Genomic DNA, 18,676 nt, shown 5'->3' with positions numbered 1-18,676 from the left:
TCAGGTCGGGGCCGCGTCCGCCAGCTCGTCCGGTCAGCGGCCGAGACGGGCCAGGGTCTGCCCAGGCCGATCGGTGATGATGCCGTCCACCCCGGCGGTGAGCACGAGGTCGAGGTCCTCGGGCTCGTTCACCGTCCAGACGTACACCTGGTTGCCGGCTGCTCGCAGTGCCGGCAGCAACTGCGGGCGGGCCCGTACCAGCGCGATGCCCGGCCCGGCGACGCGGGTGCCGAACGGCAGGCGGCCGAGCCGCATCCACCGCGGCAGCACCTCGAGCAGGAGCACGGTGGGCAGGGCGGGGGCGAGGTCCCGGATCCGGCGTACGGCCAACGGCGCGAACGACATCACGGTGACCTGGACCGGATCGTCCGGCTTCGGCTCGGTCAGCCCGTAGCGGCGCAGCAGCGCGACCAGTCGCCGTTCCACGTCGCGGCCGTAGCGGGACGGGTGCTTCGTCTCGATCAGCAGCCGGACCGGCCGACCGGCCGCCAGCACCGCGTCGAGCAGCCGCTCCAGCGTGAGCAGCCGGGTGTGCGAGTCGTCCGGCGGCTCGTCCCCCACGCCCGGTACGCACCCGGGGTGCCAGGAACCGAAGTCGAGCTCCTCCAACTGGGCGAGGGTGCGGGCGCTGACCAGGCCATGGCCGTTGCTGGTGCGATCCAGCCGCCGGTCGTGCACGCAGACCAGGTGCCCGTCGCGGGTCAGCCGTACGTCGCACTCCAGCCCGTCGGCACCCTCGGCCAGCGCGCGCAGGTAGGCCGCGAGGGTGTGTTCGGGCAGGTCGTACGAGGCGCCGCGGTGCGCGAAGACGAGAGGTTGGTCGCCCATCCCGGCCGCCTAGAGCACCCGGCCGGGCTGCCCGTTCTCGCCGATCACCGGGCGCCCGGCGGAGGCCCATTCGCCCATGCCGCCGGCCACGTTGCGCACCTGGTCCCAACCGTTGCGTGTGAGGTACGCGACGACCTGGGCGGAGCGGCCGCCGGAGCGGCAGATGACGGCCACGTCCCGGTCGTCGGGCACCTCGGACAGCCGGGCCGGCAGCTCCATCATCGGCAGGTGATGGGCGTTGGGCGCGTGGCCGGCGGCCCACTCGTCGTCCTCGCGGACGTCGAGCAGGTAGGTGTCGTCGGTGATCTCGGCGACGGTCACTGTGGGTACCTGGGATCCGAACACGGCTACCAAGCCTAGATCCTCGTCGAGGGAGTTTGGCGGGGTCCGGGACGTCGGCGCGGTCACAGCCGGACCACCCAGCGCGGATTGGCCCGGGTCCAGTCCGGCATCCGGGTGCCGCGCACGGCGTCGAACAGGCCGTTGCCGCTGTTCTCCAGCACCACGTACGACACCTCGTTGATGATCTCTGAGTGCGACGGTACCTGTACGCCGCGTAGCGCGTCCGGGGGCAGCCCGCGGAGGGCGAGGAGCAGGTCCTCCAGGGCCACCCCGTTGGTGTCCACGGTCAGCGAGCTGCCGACGGCACGGATCACCTGGTCGAGCTTGATCGGGTTGCTGCGTAGCCGGGTCTCGCCGGCCCGGTCCAGCATCGCCCGGAGTAGCTGCTGCTGGTGGCGCTGCCGGTCGTAGTCGCCGGCCGGCAGGTCGTAGCGCTGCCGGACGTAGTCCAGCGCCTCGGCACCGTTCATCTGCCGGCAGCCGGGACTGAACACCCGCTTCGTGTGGATCGAGCGGACCTCGCGTTCCACGCACATCCGGACGCCGCCGAGCAGGTCGACCACCTGCCGGATGCCGGCGAAGTCGACGAGGGCGGCGCCGTCGAAACGGACCCCGGTCAGCCGGGTCAGCGTGGCCGACAGGAGTTGGGCGCCTGCTTCGCCGCCCCGACCGTGCTCGAACGCGGAGTTGATTTTGTCTTCGCCCCCGGCGTAGCCGTTGCCCGCGGGAATCGCGACGAGCAGGTCGCGGGGGATGGAGACCAGGTACGCCTCCCGCAGCCCGGTCGGCACGTGCACGATGAGGATCGTGTCGGCGCGCTGCTCGGTGGTGTTGTCGCCCGGCCGCCGGTCGGTGCCGATCAGCAGGTAGTTCAGCGGGCCGTCCAGGTCGGGGTGCTCGTTCCGGGCGCTGGCGTCGAGCAGGTGCTCCTTGAGCACGGTGCGGTCGTACCGGTCGGTGAGCTTGTGGAGTCCGAGCATGGTGAGCCCGGCCAGCACCACGAGGGTCAGGCCGAATCCCAGCAGGACCCGGGGCCAGCGGGCGCGGCGTGGCCTGGCGGCCGCGTTGTCCGCCTCGGTCCGCCCCCCGTCGTCCCGGCCCGAACTGGACGTGGCCCCTCCCAGTTGCCGACGTGAGTCCTGCTCACGATCAGGCTACGGGTGGGGCCACGCCAATTGGTCCGTTTTGCCGACTCCGCTGTCACTTCCGGTTCGAGATGACCTCGGGGTGGTAGAAGACGTACTGGGCGAGCCGATCCTCCTTGACCGCCTTGAACATCTCCAGCGTGTCCTCGCTCAAGACCTCCCGGCCGCTGCCGTTGCCGTTGAAGGTACCGGCGTTCGTCTTGAGCATGATCAGCTCGTTCCCGGTCACGCCGCGCATGGTCAAGGCGAGTTCCTCGATCTTGGCGCCGCCGGTGTCCAGCACGAGCGCCTGGCCGGCCGCCTTGACGATCTGCTGGAGCTTGAGCGGGTTGGTCAGCATGCCCTTGTCGGTGGCCTTGCGGGCCATCGCCTTGATCAGCTGCTGCTGGTTGGCCTGCCGGTCGTAGTCGCCGTTCGTGAGGGTCTTGCGCTGCCGCGCGTAGTCCAGCGCCGCCCAGCCCTCCATCTCCTGGCAGCCCTTCTTGTGCACCACCGGCTTCATCGGCTTGCCGGTCTTCTTGGCGTCCGCGTTCCACATCGGCTTGCCGTCCACGTACGACATGTGGATCGACTCGACCTCCTGCTTGACGCAGATCCGCACCGTGCCGAGCGTCTCGATCACGTTCTTGAAGCCGCCGAAGTTGATGATCGCGGCGCCGTCGAAGCTCACCCCGGTGAGCTCCTTGATGGTCTTCGCCATCCACTGGGCGCCGCCCTCCCAGCCGCCGCCGTTGCGGGCGCCGATCTGGAAGGCGGCGTTGATCTTTTCGGTGCCGCCGTTCCAGTCGGCCTTCTTCAACGCGGGGATGTGCGCCTCGGTGTCCCGCGGGACGGAGATCAGGTAGGCCTGGTCGTGCGTGGCGGGGATGTGCAGGACGATGATCGAGTCCGACCGGACGTCGTCAGCCGCCCACCGCTCCCGCGCGTCCACGCCCAGCAGCAGCATGTCGATCGGGCCGTCCAGGCTCGCGCCGCCCTCGGCGTCGGTCTTGCCGGCGTCGCCGAGCAGGTTGCGCTGTGCGATCCCGCCAGTCGCCTGGCTGATCAATGCCTTGCTGCCGACGATCGCTACGCCGCTGGTCAGCATCAGCACCGCGCCGAACACCACGGTGAGTCGGGCCCAGAGCGGGTCCTTTCGCCGTGTGCGCTTCTTGGGCGCGATCGGGTCGGCACCGTGGGCACGGGCCTGGGAGGGTATGGCCGCGGAACCGCCGGCGGACGGACGAGAGCGATCCAGCGACGGAGGGCGACGGCTGGCTTGAACCGGCATGCGTGCTCCAGCTCGCGTTGTCGGGGGGCGGGACCACTGTACGGATACTTTGCGGTCCTGGCGAGTTCGCCAAGGCGGAAATTCCGCAACACCAGGCATACTGACTGATCAGCCAGATCGACAGCGACCGATCGGCGGCTGGCTTTCAGTAACTGGAAACTTCTCGTCGACGCCGGGCCGTCAACCCCCGGCGAACGGCTGATCAGCCGCCGTCGCTCTTCTTCTGCTGGTTGGCCTTCACCCAGTCGGCCATCGTGTCGGCCGAGATGGCCCGGTACATCGCGAGGGCCTTCTCCCGGTCGGAGACCACCACCGACTCTCCGTCGATCATGTCGCTGCCGGAGTTCGGGCTGGTCACGAAGGTCAGGTTCTCACCTCGCAGGTTGCGGAACTGCAATCCCATGTCGACCAACGAAAAGCCCTGGTCGACGGTGACGGCGTCGGTCACCGACTGGAGGAAGGCGTTCAGCTTCCTCGGGCTGCTCAACGTGCCGCTGCTCGCCGCCTTGTCCATCAGAGCGCGCAGGAACTCCTGCTGGTGCCGCATCCGGGCGAAGTCCCCGTCCGGGAACTGCTTGCGCTGCCGGATCCAGTCCAGCGCCTCGGTGCCGTTCATGTGGTTCATGCCCTTGGTGAACGTCCGGTACGGCTTGTGGATCGAGGTGACGGTGCGCTCGACGTTCAGGTCGACCCCGCCGAGAGCGTCGGTGACCTGCTTGAAGCCGGCGAAGTCGATCGCCATGACGTGGTCGATCCGGACGTCGGTGAAGCACTCGACGGTGCGCACCGCGAGCGGCAGACCGCCGAAGGCGAAGGCTGCGTTGATCTTCGCCCGCCGTCCGGAGCCGCAGTCGGCGCCGGCGCTCTCCGGTACCGGCACGTACAGGTCACGCGGAATGGAGACCAGGTAGGCCTCCCGGTGGTCGGCCGGGATGTGCATCACGATGATCGTGTCGGCCCGCCACTTGCCGGCCTGGTCGACCGGCGCGTCCGGGTCCCGCGAGTCGCTGCCGACCAGCAGGATGTTGAGCGCGCCCTCCACCGTCTTGGTCGGCCGTCCCTCGGTGATCTCCGAGAACGGGTCCGTCCGGGCCAGATCATTGTCGAGGTTGCGTACGTAGAGCCAGGCGCCGACGCCGCCGATCAACGCGAGCACCAGGACGGCGATCCCGACCACGAGCGCGATCCGCCCCCACCTTGGCCGCGGCCCACGCCGGCCCGGTCGACCGCCCCCGCCCCCGGGGCCGGGAGGACCTCCCGGCCCGCCCGGGCCACCGGGCCCGCCACCCAGCGGCACCTCGTCGTACGACCGGTACCCGTCGGACGCCCGGACGCGCGCGGTGGTCCCGCGCGCGGTGCCGGGAACCGATGCGCGCCCGGAGCCGGGCGCCGGCGCACGTCCGGAGCTGCGGTGCAGGTAGGGGTGCGAGCCGGCGGCGGACGAGGTGGCTGACATGTAAGTCAGGGTACGTACGTTGGGCCAGCGCCGCCCTCAGGCGACACTCAGGTTCCGTCCGGCGGGCTGCCCGTCGAGGGTTGGAACACGCGGCTGCGGAAGTGCTCGATCGTGCGCCGGAGGCCGTCCTCGGGTGTCACGGTCGGCTCGTAACCGAGCAGCTTCCGGGCGAGGGTCAGGTCAGGTCGGCGCATCTCCGGGTCGTCCGCACTGCGAGTGATGTACGTCACCTCGGAGCTGCTGTCGCTGAGCGAAATGATGGTCTCGGCGAGCTGGCGCATGCTCATCTCGTGCTCGGTCCCGCAGTTGATCGGGCCGGTCTCGGTGGAGTCGAGCAGCAGCAGGATGCCCCGGACGAGGTCCTCCACGTAGCAGATCGACCGGGTCTGGTCGCCGGTCCCGTGCACCGTGATCGGCTCACCGCGTAGCGCCTGGGAGATGAAGGTGGGGATGGCCCGGCCGTCGTCCGGCCGCATCCGCGGACCGTACGTGTTGAAGATCCGTACGATCGCGGTGTCCAGCCCCCGGCTGCGGTGGTACGCCATGGTCGCCGCTTCCGAGAAGCGCTTGGCCTCGTCGTAGACGCTGCGCAGACCGATGGGGTTGACGTTGCCCCAGTACGACTCGCGCTGCGGGTGCTCCTTCGGGTCCCCGTACGCCTCGGAGGTGGAGGCCATCAGGAACCGGGCGCCGTCGGTGACCGCTCGATCGAGCAGGTGCAGGGTTGCCACCGAGCCGACCCGGAGGATCTCCACCGGCAGCTTCTCGAAGTCGGTCGGGCTGGCGGGGGAAGCCATGTGCAGGATCGCGTCGAACCGCTCGGCCAGGGCCGGATGCGCCGGCAGCCCGTCGGAGATGTCCGCCTCGACCAGCGTGAACGTCGGCGTGTCCAGCAGGTGGGCGACGTTCTCCTTCGACCCGGTGACGAAGTTGTCCAGCGCGACCACCGTGCAACCGCGCGCTATCAGGGCGTCTACCAGGTGCGACGGCACGAAGCCGGCACCGCCGGTGACGAGGATTCGGTGACCGGAGCCGAAGCGGGGTGCGACCTTCATGGCGGTCAGCTTACTTAGCGTCGCCGGATCTTCAGCCCCCGGCCATTGAGTCGAGACGACACGATGGCCGTCCGGCGGCCGGCACCGCCCGCTCCCCTGGGCGATCGGGCGTCGAGAAGGGCACCCCCGGACGGAGTGCGCATCCGGTGGGTGCCCTTCTCGGTGATCGGTCAGTGCGCGCCGGCGCCGGTCAGGGACCGCACCTCCAGCTCCGCGTACTTCTCCTCGTCACGTTCCTTCGAGACGAGAGTGCCGAGCCACCCGCAGAGGAAGCCGAACGGGATGGAGATCAGGCCCGGGTTGGAGAGCGGGAACCACTGCCAGTCGTGGTCGGGGAACATCGCGGTCGGTGCTCCGGAGACCACCGGCGAGAAGAAGACCAGCACCACCGCGGCGAGCAGGCCACCGTAGATGGCCCAGACGGCGCCCGAGGTGTTGAACCGCTTCCAGAAGAGGCTGTAGAGGATGGCCGGCAGGTTGCCGGAGGCGGCCACCGCGAAGGCGAGTGCCACGAGGAACGCCACGTTCAGGTTCTGGGCGAAGATGGAGAGCGCGATCGAGACTGCGCCGATCACCAGCGCGGAGATCCGGGCGACCCGGACCTCCTGCCGCTCCGACGCCGTGCCGTTCTTCAGCACGTTGGCGTAGAAGTCGTGCGCGAGGCTCGACGAGGAGGCCAGGGTCAACCCGGCCACCACGGCGAGGATGGTGGCGAACGCTACCGCGGCGATGACCGCGAGCAGGGTGGCCCCGCCGAGGTCGCCGCCGAGGAAGTCCGCCCCGAGCACCTGGGCCAGCTGGGGGGCTGCCGTGTTGCCGGCCTTGTCCTGGGCGGTGATCGCCTCGCCGCCGACGAGGGCCGCCGCGCCGAAGCCGAGGGCCAGGGTGAGCAGGTAGAAGGTGCCGATGATGCCGATCGCCCAGAGCACGCTCTTGCGGGCGGCCTTCGCGGTCGGGACGGTGTAGAAGCGGATCAGGATGTGCGGCAGGCCGGCGGTGCCGAGCACCAGGGCGATGCCGAGCGAGAGCAGGTCCATCTTGTTGTAGAAGGTCTGCGTCGCGTTGCCGGCGACCTCGACCCCGTAGCGGAGCCCGGGCCTGAGGAAGTTCTCGCCCTTACCGGAGGACGCCGCGGCGTCGCCGAGCAGCGAGGAGAGGTTGAACTTGTAATGGGCGAGCACCAGCAGCGTCATGACCACTGCGCCACTCATGAGCAGGAACGCCTTGACGATCTGTACGTAGGTGGTGCCCTTCATGCCGCCCACCGTGACGTAGATGATCATCAGGGCGCCGACCATGATGATGGTGGCGATCTTGGCGGCGTCCGCGTCCATGCCGAGGAACGTGGTGCCCGGCTTGATGCCGAGCAGCAACGCGACCAGCGCGCCGGCGCCCACCATCTGGGCCAGCAGATAGAAGATCGACACGGTGATGGTGGAGACCGCGGCGGCGGTACGCACCGGACGCTGACGCATCCGGAAGGCCAGCACGTCGGCCATGGTGTACCGGCCGGAGTTGCGCAGCAGCTCCGCGACGAGCAGCAGGGCCACCAGCCAGGCGACCAGGAACCCGATCGAGTAGAGGAAGCCGTCGTACCCGTAGAGGGCGATCAGGCCGGCGATGCCGAGGAACGAGGCGGCCGACATGTAGTCGCCGCCGATCGCCATGCCGTTCTGGAAGCCGGAGAAGGAACGGCCGCCGGCGTAGAAGTCGGTGGCGGTCTTGGTCTGCCGGCTGGCCCAGATGGTGATCGCCAGGGTCACCGCTACGAAGATCAGGAAGAGCGTGATGGTCAGGTTGCGGGCGGTGGTGCCGCCCGCCTCAGCCGCGAGGACCGGATCCATGGGCCACCTCCCCGATCTCGTCGCGGATCCGGTCGGCGACCGGGTCGATCTTCCGGTCGGCGTGCCGGGAGTAGAGCCAGGCGATCAGGAACGTGGACACGAATTGGAGCAGGCCGAAGACCAGCGCGACGTTGATGTTGCCGATCAGCTTCGTGCCCATGAAGTCCCGCGCGTACGCGGAGAGGATCACGTAGAGCGCGTACCACAGGAAGAACGCGACGGTCATCGGAAAGACGAAGCCGCGCAGGGCGCGACGCAGGCCGGCGAACTCGTCCGACCGTTGCACGGCGAGGTACCGGTCGGGCGCGGACGCGGCCGGCGTGGGTGTGTCCGTGGACATTTGTGGATCACCACCTTCACAGGCGTCGGGGGTTTCGCGCACGTTAGAAAGCGCGCTCCCCGGCGGGGAAGGCCGAGATCGCCGTCGGTCGGCGGCTGCGCCGAACGGCGGGATGGCTGCGCCGAGTGACTCAGGTCACCCCGCTGAGCGGTCGGTGGTCGTCAGGTCAGCTCTCGGTAGCGGCCCCGGTAGTGCAGCAGCGGCGCCGTTTCCTCGACCATGTCCACCGCCTCGATGGTCGCCTCGACCAGCAGCGCCCAGCCGTACTCCCGGGCGCCGTCGAGCCGGCAGCCGGCCCACCCGCCGGCGTCGGTCGGCACCGGACCGTACGGCGTCTCCGTCCAGGCGCCGACGGCGAACAGCCCGCCCGGGGAGGGGAACAGGCCGGCGAAACGGTCGGCGAGTTGCCGGTGCACCGGACCCAGCGGCGCCACCGCGAAACGCCCGGCCGACTCGGCCGCCGCCCAGAAGTCCGACTCGGCGTCGATCAGGCCGAGCAGCCGGTCCGGTTCACCCTCGGCGACCAGGGTGGACGACACGGTCAGCCCGGCGGGGCCGGGTGCCGTCCAGAGCGTGACCGGCGAGGCGAGGCGGCCTCGCAGCCGACGCGCGGGCGAGCGTTGACCGGCCGGTACGGCGAACGGATCGGTGTGGTGGATCTCCGCTCCGGGCTCATGATTCACGTGAAACATTGTGCCCGCGGTGCCGGATCGGGTACCGCTGTACGGGCCGAGCGTCACCGTCGAGACCCGGCGTCAGCGACGAGGGGTGACCGCCGCCAGCAACTCCGCTTGGCGGCGGTCCAGGACGTCCCCCGCCAGATAGGCGCCGAGCAGCGCGGCACCCAGTCCGTAAGCCGCACCTACCGGCAGGGCGAGCCAGTGCCAGACGTCGCCGAGCAGCGCGGCCGCCACCACCATCGGCACGGCGGCCACCGCCGTGACCAGCATGGCGAGCATGGTAAGGAAGCTCTTGGCCACGCCGGCGCCGCTGTTCAACGCGAACGGGTTGCTCGTCTCCGGCAGGGCGTACGCGCCGAGCACCGAGACGAAACTGTTCACGGCCAGCCCCGCGCCGTAGCTGGCGAAGAGGCCGCCCGCGGTCAGCCCGATCCACCCCGGCCGGTCGAGCACCACCGCGATCACGATCGAGACCACCGCCAGCATCGGCACCACGTAGATCGAGAACGCCGTCATCCGGGCCCGCAGCTCCTGCTGGCCGCGTACGCCGGCCACCACGTGCGCGGCGTACGCGCTGCCGTCGAAACCGAACTGGTTGGCCAGGGTGACCGCGGCGACCACGCCCACGAAGAGCATGGAGAGGCTGACCAGCCCGGCCGACGGCTCGGCGCTGCCCTGGCCGAAGCCCTGCCCGCTGTTCATGGTGAACCCGGCCCCGCCGAGGTTGACCAGCACCGGGACGAAGATGCCGACCACCGCGATGGTGATCAGGTTGGCTCGCCGGCGGGCGTCCCGCCACCAGTAGCGGGCCTCCCGCGCCACGAGCGCACCGAACTGGTCACGCCGGGCCCACCCGGCGGCACGCGGGAAGAGTTGGCTGACCGCGCCGCCGGTCGGGTCGCTCTTCGCCCGGGCGCCTCCGGTGCTCGCCGCGCCCACCATCGCCGACTCCAGCGAGCGGGACCACCAGCCGACCAGCGCCAGCAACGCGAGCGCGGTGATCAGCAGTTTGATCGGCGCGGCCCAGGCTCGGCCCTCGGCCACGTCGATGCCGGCCGTCCAGGGCGCCCCGAACGGAGTCCAGCCGACCACCTCCGACACCCCGGTGAGACTGTCCCAGTCGGTCTCCTGCAGCGCCGAGATGCCGACCAGCTGCAACGGGCCGAGCAGCGCGGCGGCGACGGCGAGCAGCACGGCGGCCAGGTCGCGGACCCGGCGCGAGCGCAGCATGGAGGCGAACGCGCTGGTGACCGCTCGGGCGGCGGCCACGCAGAGCAGCACCCCGGCGAGTATGCCGACCACCTGCACGAGGGCCGCAGACCAGCCGCCCAGCGCGCCGGCGGTGGCCACCAGCCCGAAGAGCGCCAGCAGCGTCGCGACCGCCGGCACGCTCACGAGGGCGGCCGCGAACAGCCCGGTGACCAGCGTCCGGCGCGGCAGCGGCAGCAGCGCGAAGCGGGCCGGGTCGAGCGTCTCGTCCACGCCGAAGAAGACCAGCGGCAGCAGCAGCCAGCCGAGCACCAGCAGGCCGCCGCCGAACGCGGCGACCATCGGCGCGTACCGGCCGCCGTCGGCGAACCCGGGCGTGGCGAACACGACGAAGCCGGTACCGGCGAGCCAGAGCCCGACCAGCGCGCCGGCCACGAAGAGAGCGATCCGCCAGCCCTGACCGCGGAAGTTGTTGCCCATCACGCGCAGCTTGAGCCGGACGAAGTGCCGGGCGGACACCCGGCGGGCCGGCACCGCCGGCGCGGTCAGTTCGACAGCCACGCCAGCTCCTCACCGGTCGCCGTCCGGCCGCCGACGACCTCGACGAAGACGTCCTCGAGCGAGCGTTTCCCGCGTACCTCGTCGATCGTGCCGACCCGCTTGATCGCGCCCTCGGCCAGGATCGCCACGTGCGAGCAGAGCCGCTCCACGACCTCCATCACGTGGCTGGAGAAGATCACCGTCCCGCCGCTGGCGACGTAGCGCGCCAGGATGTCCCGGATCAGCGCCGCCGAGACCGGGTCGACCGCCTCGAACGGCTCGTCCAGCACCAGCAGACGGGGCCCGTGCAGCAGCGCGCAGGCCAGGCCGATCTTCTTCTTCATGCCGGCCGAGTAGTCCACCACCAGCGTGCGGCCCGCGTCGGTGAGCGCCAGCACGTCGAGCAGCTCGGCCGTCCGCTGGTCGACCACCGCCGGGTCCATGCCGCGCAGCAGACCGTGGTACGCCAGCAGCTCCGCGCCGCTGAGCCGGTCGAAGAGGCGTACGCCGTCGGGCATCACGCCGAGCAGCTGCTTCGCGCGGACCGGGTCGACCCAGACGTCCTGGCCGAGCACCCGGGCCTGACCCGCGTCCGGCCGGAGCAGCCCGACGGCCATGGAGAGCGTGGTGGTCTTGCCGGCGCCGTTCGGCCCGAGCAGGCCGTAGAAGGAACCGGCCGGTACGTCCAGGTCGACGCCGGCCACCGCCACCTTGCCGTCGAACCGCTTGGCCAGGCCACGAAGGGACAGCGCCGGGTGCTCATCGGTCATGCAGCAGAACCTATCCCTCCGGCGCGACCCGGTGGTCCCGCGCGAGGATGACCTTCCGTCATCCCGAGGGCGTACCGGTCCCGCTTCCGGCGTGCTGCGACCCGGCCGTCAGACGGCGAGCGGCCGTTCCCGGTCAGAGGCGCAGGGTGTCCGGGGCGTGCAGGCGGAGCATGGTGGCGCCGACGTCGGCGGGTACGCGCCGCCGGGTGGCCGCCGAGACCACGACCGTCACGGTGAACGCCAACGGCACCGTCCACGCGGCCGGTTGTGCCACGAGCGTCGCCGGCCAACCGGACAACGGCGGGCCGACCACGGTCACCAGCACGGCCGCGATCGCGGCGCCGCCGCCGACGAGCACCCCGGCGGCGGCACCGAGGTCGGTCAGCCCCCGCCACCAGATGCCGAGCACCAGCAGCGGGCAGAAGCTGGACGCGGCGACGGCGAAGGCGAGCCCGACCACCTGTGAGACGTCCAGCCCGGAGACGTTCAACGCGAGGATCGCGGGCACGGTGCCGGCGATCACGGTGGCCAGCCGGAAACCGCGTACCGAGCCGCGTCCGAGCACATCCGTCGAGATCACCCCGGCCACGCTGGTGAGCAGGCCGGATGAGGTGGAGAGGAAGGCGGCGAACGCGCCGGCCGCCACGAGTGCGGCGAGCAGCCGGCCGGTCGCTCCGTGGCCGAGGGCGGCCTCCGGCAGAAGCACCACCACTGCGTCGGTCTGCCCCGTGACCAGCAGCTGCGGGGTGTAGATGCGGCCGAGCACCCCGTAGATGGTGGGCAGCAGGTAGAACAGGCCCACCAGCGCCAGTACGACCAGGGTGGTGCGGCGGGCCGCCGCGCCGTCCGGATTGGTGTAGAAGCGCACCAGCACGTGTGGCAGCCCCATGGTGCCGAGGAACGTGGCCAGGATCAGGGAGTACGTGGCGAACAGTCCCCGGTCGTCTGCCCCGGCCGTGCTCGGGAGCAGCCAGTCGGCGGCGTCGATGGTCACGCCGGCCACCTCCGGCACCGGGTCGCCGGCGTCGAAGGAGATCGTCTCGCCGGGGCGTACCGCCCGGATCTCGCCGTCGGGGAACGTGAGGTTCGCGGGATGCTCGACCACGACGCTGGTCGCGGTCCGGAACAACGGCCCGTCCGGCGGGGCGACGGCCGGCCGGGCGTCGGCCTGCCACTGGAGGGCCAGGAAGATCGCCGGTACGGCGAGCGCGGTCAGCTTGAGCCAGTACTGGAACGCCTGGACGAAGGTGATCGCCCGCATGCCACCCAGCGCCACGTTCGCGGTGACCACGACGGCCACCAGCACGGCACCGACCGGGTAGGCGGAGCCGGTGATCGTGGCGAGGGTGAGGCCGGCGCCCTGGAGCTGCGGCACCAGGTAGAGCCAGCCGATGAAGATCACGAAGGCGGTGGCGAGGATGCGCAGTCGGCGGGAGCCCAGCCGCAGTTCGCAGAAGTCCGGCAGGGTGAACGCTCCGGAGCGGCGCAGCGGTGCGGCCACGAAGAGCAGCAGGGCCAGGTAGCCGGCGGCGAAGCCGACCGGATACCAGAGCACGTCCACGCCGTACTTGAGGATCAGTCCGGCGACGCCGAGGAAGGACGCCGCCGACAGGTACTCCCCGCCGATCGCGGCCGCGTTCCACGTCGGACTGATCGCCCGGGAGGCGACGAGGAAGTCGGAGGTGGTCCGGGCCAGCCGCAGCCCGTAGAAGCCGATGCCGACGGTGAGCAGGGTGACCGCGACGATCGCCGGTACGACGAGGCCGTTCTCCACTTCAGTGCTCCGGCCGCTGGACCAGGTCGGTGAAGTCCTGCTCGTTGCGTTCGGCCAGCCGCACGTACGCCCAGCCCACTCCGATCAGGAACGGAAAGCTCGCCACCCCGAGCAGCAGCCAGGGCAGCTTCACCCCGAGCACGGTGACCCGGCTGACCGAGGGCGCGATGGCGAACAGCCAGGGCAGACCGCCGAGCCCGATCACCACGACCAGGGAGAGCCGCAGCGCCAGGGCGAGCTGTGCCCGCACCAGCCCCCGGACGAGCGCCTCCCCGACCCGGGTCTGCTGGGCGAGTTCGGCGCGGGTCCGGTCGCCCCGGTCCTCGCGGCCGGACACGTCGGCCAGCACGATCCGCGTCCGCGGCTGGGGGACCGACCGGCCGTTGGCCGCGGAGGGCACCGGGGCTTCCGGCCGTCCCTCGGTGCCGGGTGTCGGCGCGCGATCGTCGGTGGCGGACACCCCGGCAGTCTCGTTCTTTCGATGGGATTGTCAAGAGCGCGGTGGTCGCCTGCGAGGTCGACCGGGCAGCGGGCCCAGGGTGGCAAGCGGGTGGGGGAGCCGTGGGAAGCGTTGTGCACAACCTGTGGATTACGGGCCACTCCTGTGGATAACCCGGTGGAGAACGAGGCTGGGGTGCCTCGCCACGACCCGCCGGCGGCGGCCACGACCAGCCTGCCGCTCGCCACTGACCCGCCGGCGGCGCCACGACGACCGCTGCCGCTCGCCGCCCGTGCCGCCATCGGCGGGCCATGGTCCGGTGTGAAGGGGCCCGGGGGTCAGGACAGGCCGACGCGGTCCGGTCGTGCGGAGGCGGAGCCGAGCCAGGTGTGCGGGTTGCCGTACCAGCACCAGCCGAGCTTCGGCGCGCCCTGGCTGATCCAGAGCGCCGGGACCCGCTTGTCCCCACAACGCGATCCGACCAGCGAGAAGCACTTGTTCTTCTCCAGTGCGGCGGGGTGCAGCGTGACGAAGGCGATCCCCTCGTCGATGGTGAGCGGCAGCCGGCCCTGGCCGGTGATGCTCTCCATCGCCGACGAGGGAGCCAGGTTCAGCGTCTCCTCCCCGCGGTCGACGTCGAAGAGCAGGTACGCCGGCCCGGCCGGCACCTCCAGCTCCTTGATCGGGTCGAAGCGGGCCAGGTCGCCGTCGGCGTAGTGCCGGTCGAGGAACCCGGGTTTGCGTTTGCCGGCCAGCGTGGTGAGTGGCAGGCGTTCCTCCACCGGGATCAGGTTGCGGGTGACCACCAGCAGGAACGGCACCCGTGCCGCGGTGGGGGCCGGCAGGCCGGCCGCGCCGGTGACGGCGGCCGCTCGCAGTGGCGCGACCAGGTTCCGGAAGTCGTCCTCGGCCGTTCCGGCCAGCTTGGGATAGCCGAGTTCCACCAGGCGCTGCACCTGGCGGTCGAACTCGGCGGCGGCGTCGTACGGGGCGTCGGTCACGGCGTCCTCCTCGAAGTCGTACGGCCTGTCGTACAGCGTACGACAAGCCGCGTGCATTCCCGGTTCGTGAGGCAACTTCCCGCACTTTGATCGACTCGACCTCCGCGGATACGCGCGGCTGTCACCAGCCGGGGGTCCGGGCCGGAGAGCCGCCGCTGCCCCACCGGCCCATCGACGGGCGGACGTTCCGCCGGGGCGGGCAGGGCCAGCGCCGCGGTCAGCGGTTCCAGTCCTGCTTCGCCGCGCGAACCAGCTTGTCCTTCAGCTCCCGGGTGTGCCGGCGGCTGACCGGCAGCTCCGTGCCGTCGATCACCACCACGTAGCCGGAGTTCACCAACCGCAACTCGGCGATCAGCTTCAACTGCACCAGGTACGACCGGTGGATCCGCACGAACCCCGCGTCCGCCCAGCGTTCCGCGAGGGTGGCCAGCGAGACGCGGACCAGGTGTGAACCGTCCGCCGTGTGCAGCCGGGCGTAGTCCCCCTGCGCCTCCACCCAGCGCACCGCCGACCTCGGCAGCATCCGGGTCGTACCGGCCAGCTCGATCGGGATGGTCGGATCCTCCTCGGCCCGGGCCAGCGCCGCCGGGTGCGACGGCACCACCCGCGAACCGATCACCCGGCGCAGCGACTCGGCCAACCGGTCGGCGCGTACCGGCTTGCGCACGTAGTCGGTGGCGCCCAGGTCGAACGCGTCGACCGCGCCGTCGTCGTACGCCGTGACGAAGACGATCGCCGGCGGTCGGGCGAACCGGCGCAGCACCCGGGCCAGCTCCATCCCGTCCAGCCCGGGCATCCTGATGTCCAGGAACACCACGTCCACGTCGCCGTCGCGGAGCAGCCGAAGCGCCTCGGTCGCATCGCCGGCGGTGTGCAGCCGCAGCACCCGCGGGTCGGCCCGCAGGTGGTACGCCAGCTCGTCGAGCGCCGGGGGCTCGTCGTCCACCGCCAGCACCCGGAGAAATCCCGATGGGTTCACCGCGCCGACCCGACCGGCCTGCTCGCTCCGCTCGCTCACGAGCCTGCCCGTACCCCGGGATGGAACTTCGGAATCCGCATGCTCACCCGCGTGCCCGAGCCGAGCCCGGTCTCGACGACCAGCCCGAAGCCGTCCCCGAAGACCGAGCGGAGCCGCTCGTCCACGTTCGAGAGCCCGACGTGCTGGCCGGAATCCTCCCCCGGATCGCCGGTGCTGCGGGCCAGCTCGGCGATGCCGGTGGTCAGCGTGGCCGGATCCATTCCCACCCCGTCGTCCTCCACCGTGATGTGGCACTCGGCACCGGCGTCCCGGGCCTCGATGCTCACCATGCCCGTGCCGGGCTTGCGGGACAACCCGTGCCGGACCGCGTTCTCGACCAACGGTTGCAGGCAGAGGAACGGCAGGGTCACCGGCAGCACCTCGGGGGCGATCTGCAGGCGCACCTGGAGCCGGTCGCCGAACCGGGCCCGCTCGATGATCAGATAGCGGTCGATCGAGCGCAGCTCCTCGGCAAGCGTGGTGAACTCTCCGTGCGCCCGGAACGAGTACCGGGTGAACTCCGCGAACTCCAGGATCAGCTCGCGGGCCCGCTCCGGGTCGGTACGGACGAACGAACCGATCGCGGTCAACGCGTTGTAGATGAAGTGCGGGCTGATCTGGGCCCGCAGCGCGCGGATCTCGGCCCGGGCCAGCCGCTCCCGGGACGAGTCCAGCTCGGCCAGGGCGAGCTGGTTGCCGGCCCAGTGCGCGGTCTCCAGGGTCGCCTGGACCAGGCCGGGCGCCGGCGGCCCGTCGGCGATCGCCAGCAGGGTGCCGACGGCCTCGCCGTCCGCGCCCGTCAGCGGAGCGACCACCACACCCCGTACCGGGCAGTCCACCCGGTCGCACTGCAACTCCGACTCGCCCAGGACGGTGGAGCGGGCCGATGTCACGGCCCGTCGCGCCGCGGCCAGCAACTGCTCGCCGTGGTGGGCACCCCGCCCGTCGAGCGCGAGCAACTCGTTCCGGTCGGTGATCGCCAGCCCGGGCGCGCCCACCAGGGCCCGAAGATGGCGTACGGACTTCGCCGCGCCCGCCGCGCTCAACCCCGCGCGCAGCGGCTCAGCGGCCAGCCCGGCGGTGTGCAGCACCTCGTAGGTGGCCCGCTGGGTGGCGGTGGCGATGCCCCGGCGCGCACGCAGCCGGCCCACCGCGAACAGGGCCGCGGCGAGCGCGCTGACCAGAAAGACGACGGCGAAGACGGCCGAGAGGTTGCCACCCACGCCCAGATCCTGTCGGCTCGGGGCCCCGCCGCCAAGGGGTCAGTACGCGCCCTTGCGGGCGAGCACCACGCCGACGGTGCGCCAGAGGATGCTCAGGTCGTACGCGAGCGACCAGTTGTCGACGTAGTAGAGGTCGAGCCGGACCGCCTCGTCCCAGGAGAGGTCGGAGCGGCCGGAGACCTGCCAGAGCCCGGTCATGCCGGGCCGCACCAGCAGGCGCCGGCGGACGTCGCCCAGGAAGTCGCCGTCGTCGGCCGGTAGCGGACGGGGTCCGACCAGCGACATCTCGCCCATGAGCACGTTGATCAGCTGCGGCAGCTCGTCCAGCGACGAGGCGCGCAGGAAGCGGCCCACCGGGAAGACCCGGGGATCCTCCTTCATCTTGAACAACATGCCGTCGGTCTCGTTCTGGTCGACCAGGCTGGCCAGCCGCTCCTCGGCGTCGACGTACATGGTCCGGAACTTCCACACCCGGAACGTGCGGCCCTCGTGGCCCACCCGAGGCTGCCGGAAGAAGACCGGCCCCGCGTCGGAGATCTTGATCGCTACGGCGATGGCGACGAAGACCGGGATCAGCAGAAACAGCCCGAGCCCGGCGGCCACCCGGTCCAGCAGGTTCTTGGCCAGCAGCGCCGGCCCGGACAGGGTCGGCTCCTCGACATGCAGCAGCGGCAGGCCCTCGATCGGGCGGATGTGCACTCGGGGACCGGCGATGTCGGTGAGCTGCGGCGCGACCACCAGGTCGACGCCGGAGCCCTCCAGCTGCCAGGCGAGGCGGCGCAGCTCGCCCGGCTCGGCGCTGGCCGAGCCGCACACGGCGATGGTGTCCCCACCGACCTCCCGCACCAGGGCGAGCACGTCGCGACCGGTGTAGACCGGGACCGGGGTCTCGATCCCGCGCACGGCCGTGTACCCGTCCGTGAGGTGGATGGCGACCGGCACCAGACCGGCGGCCGGGTTGCGGGTGACCGCCCGGTGCACCTCCAGGCACTCCGGCAGGGTGCCGACCAGGATCATCCGGTGAGCGCCCTGGCCGATGTTGCGCCGGATGACGTGCAGCACGAACCGGGCGAGGCTACGGCCGAGCAGGATCAGCAGCAGGGCACCGAGCAGGGCGGTGCCGACGGTCCAACGGGAGAGCTGCGTCACCGTGGCGAAGGCGAGGAAGGAGACCGTGGCGGCGACCGCGACGCCGGCCCGGATCACCCGCTTGAACTCGTCCGGGCCGAGGCCGAGGTAGCGCCGGTCGTACGCCCGGTTGCCCCAGAGGATCAGCACCCAGCCCAGCGGCAGCAGCACGAACGCCACAGTGAAGAACCACGTCGGGTTCTCCTGGGCGTTGTAGAAGCCCGACGTGGCCTGGTCGAAAGTGTGGATTGCGGTGAAGCTCGCAAACGCGGCGGCCGCGAAGTCGAGCAGCAGGAGGACGGCGATGTAGGGACGGTGCCAGCGGGAGACCCGTCGGCGTGCCCGGGCCCACGCCGACCGGGGTACACCGTTGTGCGACGGCGGCGTCGGCGGCTGGATCTCGAAGCTGTCGACGTGCCGCACGAGTTCGCTCCGGCCTGTGTTGGTTACCGGGCGCTGGAGGCTTGCCGTCACCTCACCCATGTCCTCCCGCATGACGCGGGCCGCTCACTCATCGTGAGGACCCGGGTCGCCCACCGTCCCAGTCTCCCACGACCGGCCGGGCCGGGCGCCGGACCCGAAGGACAACGCGCCCCGCTGGTGCCGGCGGGATC

16 protein-coding genes and 1 pseudogene are annotated in these 18,676 nt (G+C 71.2%); all 17 read right to left on the bottom strand.

The window, feature by feature from the left end:
* Positions 1–33: 33 nt before the first annotated feature.
* Entirely contained in the window at positions 34–828 is a 795-nt protein-coding gene (locus AB0F98_RS09180) for a glycerophosphodiester phosphodiesterase family protein (RefSeq protein ID WP_357731196.1), read from the bottom strand.
* 9 nt (positions 829–837) lie between these two features.
* Entirely contained in the window at positions 838–1,173 is a 336-nt protein-coding gene (locus tag AB0F98_RS09175) for a rhodanese-like domain-containing protein (RefSeq protein ID WP_357731193.1), read from the bottom strand.
* A gap of 59 nt (positions 1,174–1,232) precedes the next feature.
* The gene (locus AB0F98_RS09170; protein WP_357731190.1) at positions 1,233–2,171 is read right to left on the bottom strand and encodes an LCP family protein; all 939 of its coding nucleotides are present in this window, start codon (positions 2,169–2,171) and stop codon (positions 1,233–1,235) included.
* Between the two features lie 199 nt (positions 2,172–2,370).
* Positions 2,371–3,585, bottom strand: coding sequence for an LCP family protein (locus AB0F98_RS09165; RefSeq protein ID WP_357731187.1), 1,215 nt, complete (start codon positions 3,583–3,585; stop codon positions 2,371–2,373).
* 202 nt (positions 3,586–3,787) lie between these two features.
* The gene (locus AB0F98_RS09160; RefSeq protein ID WP_357731184.1) at positions 3,788–5,041 is read right to left on the bottom strand and encodes an LCP family protein; all 1,254 of its coding nucleotides are present in this window, start codon (positions 5,039–5,041) and stop codon (positions 3,788–3,790) included.
* Positions 5,042–5,088: 47 nt separating this feature from the next.
* Positions 5,089–6,096, bottom strand: coding sequence for an NAD-dependent epimerase/dehydratase family protein (locus AB0F98_RS09155; RefSeq protein WP_357731181.1), 1,008 nt, complete (start codon positions 6,094–6,096; stop codon positions 5,089–5,091).
* A 170-nt stretch (positions 6,097–6,266) separates the two neighbouring features.
* Positions 6,267–7,940 (bottom strand): cation acetate symporter, encoded by a 1,674-nt coding sequence (locus AB0F98_RS09150; protein ID WP_357731179.1) that lies wholly within the window; start codon positions 7,938–7,940, stop codon positions 6,267–6,269.
* Entirely contained in the window at positions 7,918–8,280 is a 363-nt protein-coding gene (locus tag AB0F98_RS09145) for a DUF485 domain-containing protein (RefSeq protein WP_357731176.1), read from the bottom strand. Before AB0F98_RS09145 ends, AB0F98_RS09150 begins: the two co-directional genes overlap by 23 nt.
* A 161-nt stretch (positions 8,281–8,441) precedes the next feature.
* A pseudogene (locus tag AB0F98_RS09140) lies at positions 8,442–8,972 on the bottom strand (flavin reductase family protein); the annotation flags it as partial.
* Positions 8,973–9,035: 63 nt separating this feature from the next.
* Positions 9,036–10,730, bottom strand: coding sequence for an ABC transporter permease (locus tag AB0F98_RS09135; RefSeq protein ID WP_357731173.1), 1,695 nt, complete (start codon positions 10,728–10,730; stop codon positions 9,036–9,038).
* A complete protein-coding gene (locus tag AB0F98_RS09130) occupies positions 10,715–11,479 on the bottom strand; it encodes an ABC transporter ATP-binding protein (RefSeq protein WP_357731168.1) in 765 nt (254 codons plus the stop codon). The genes AB0F98_RS09135 and AB0F98_RS09130 overlap by 16 nt, the downstream gene beginning before the upstream one ends.
* A gap of 133 nt (positions 11,480–11,612) precedes the next feature.
* Positions 11,613–13,253, bottom strand: a complete 1,641-nt coding sequence (locus tag AB0F98_RS09125) for a cation acetate symporter (RefSeq protein WP_357731165.1) — start codon at positions 13,251–13,253, stop codon at positions 11,613–11,615.
* Position 13,254: 1 nt separating this feature from the next.
* Positions 13,255–13,653, bottom strand: coding sequence for a hypothetical protein (locus AB0F98_RS09120; protein WP_357732415.1), 399 nt, complete (start codon positions 13,651–13,653; stop codon positions 13,255–13,257).
* A gap of 377 nt (positions 13,654–14,030) precedes the next feature.
* Positions 14,031–14,693, bottom strand: a complete 663-nt coding sequence (locus AB0F98_RS09115) for a DUF5701 family protein (RefSeq protein WP_357731162.1) — start codon at positions 14,691–14,693, stop codon at positions 14,031–14,033.
* A 217-nt stretch (positions 14,694–14,910) separates the two neighbouring features.
* Positions 14,911–15,672: a LytTR family DNA-binding domain-containing protein gene (locus AB0F98_RS09110; RefSeq protein WP_357732412.1), complete on the bottom strand. Its 762-nt coding sequence runs from the start codon at positions 15,670–15,672 to the stop codon at positions 14,911–14,913.
* A 35-nt stretch (positions 15,673–15,707) separates the two neighbouring features.
* Entirely contained in the window at positions 15,708–16,934 is a 1,227-nt protein-coding gene (locus tag AB0F98_RS09105) for a histidine kinase (protein WP_357731159.1), read from the bottom strand.
* 39 nt (positions 16,935–16,973) lie between these two features.
* Positions 16,974–18,545: a sugar transferase gene (locus AB0F98_RS09100; protein ID WP_357732409.1), complete on the bottom strand. Its 1,572-nt coding sequence runs from the start codon at positions 18,543–18,545 to the stop codon at positions 16,974–16,976.
* Positions 18,546–18,676 lie beyond the last annotated feature (131 nt).

The organism is Micromonospora sp. NPDC023737, from assembly GCF_040639715.1.
GTDB lineage: Bacteria > Actinomycetota > Actinomycetes > Mycobacteriales > Micromonosporaceae > Micromonospora.
Note: the sequence above shows the minus strand (reverse complement) of the source record. Positions and strands in the feature narration are given on the sequence as shown.

Coding starts and splice junctions, on each gene's coding strand:
- AB0F98_RS09100 (WP_357732409.1), bottom strand. CDS start 18,545: ATGGGTGAGGTGACGGCAAGCCTCCAGCGCCCGGTAACCAACACAGGC.
- AB0F98_RS09130 (WP_357731168.1), bottom strand. CDS start 11,479: ATGACCGATGAGCACCCGGCGCTGTCCCTTCGTGGCCTGGCCAAGCGG.
- AB0F98_RS09160 (WP_357731184.1), bottom strand. CDS start 5,041: ATGTCAGCCACCTCGTCCGCCGCCGGCTCGCACCCCTACCTGCACCGC.
- AB0F98_RS09145 (WP_357731176.1), bottom strand. CDS start 8,280: ATGTCCACGGACACACCCACGCCGGCCGCGTCCGCGCCCGACCGGTAC.
- AB0F98_RS09180 (WP_357731196.1), bottom strand. CDS start 828: ATGGGCGACCAACCTCTCGTCTTCGCGCACCGCGGCGCCTCGTACGAC.
- AB0F98_RS09150 (WP_357731179.1), bottom strand. CDS start 7,940: ATGGATCCGGTCCTCGCGGCTGAGGCGGGCGGCACCACCGCCCGCAAC.
- AB0F98_RS09165 (WP_357731187.1), bottom strand. CDS start 3,585: ATGCCGGTTCAAGCCAGCCGTCGCCCTCCGTCGCTGGATCGCTCTCGT.
- AB0F98_RS09155 (WP_357731181.1), bottom strand. CDS start 6,096: ATGAAGGTCGCACCCCGCTTCGGCTCCGGTCACCGAATCCTCGTCACC.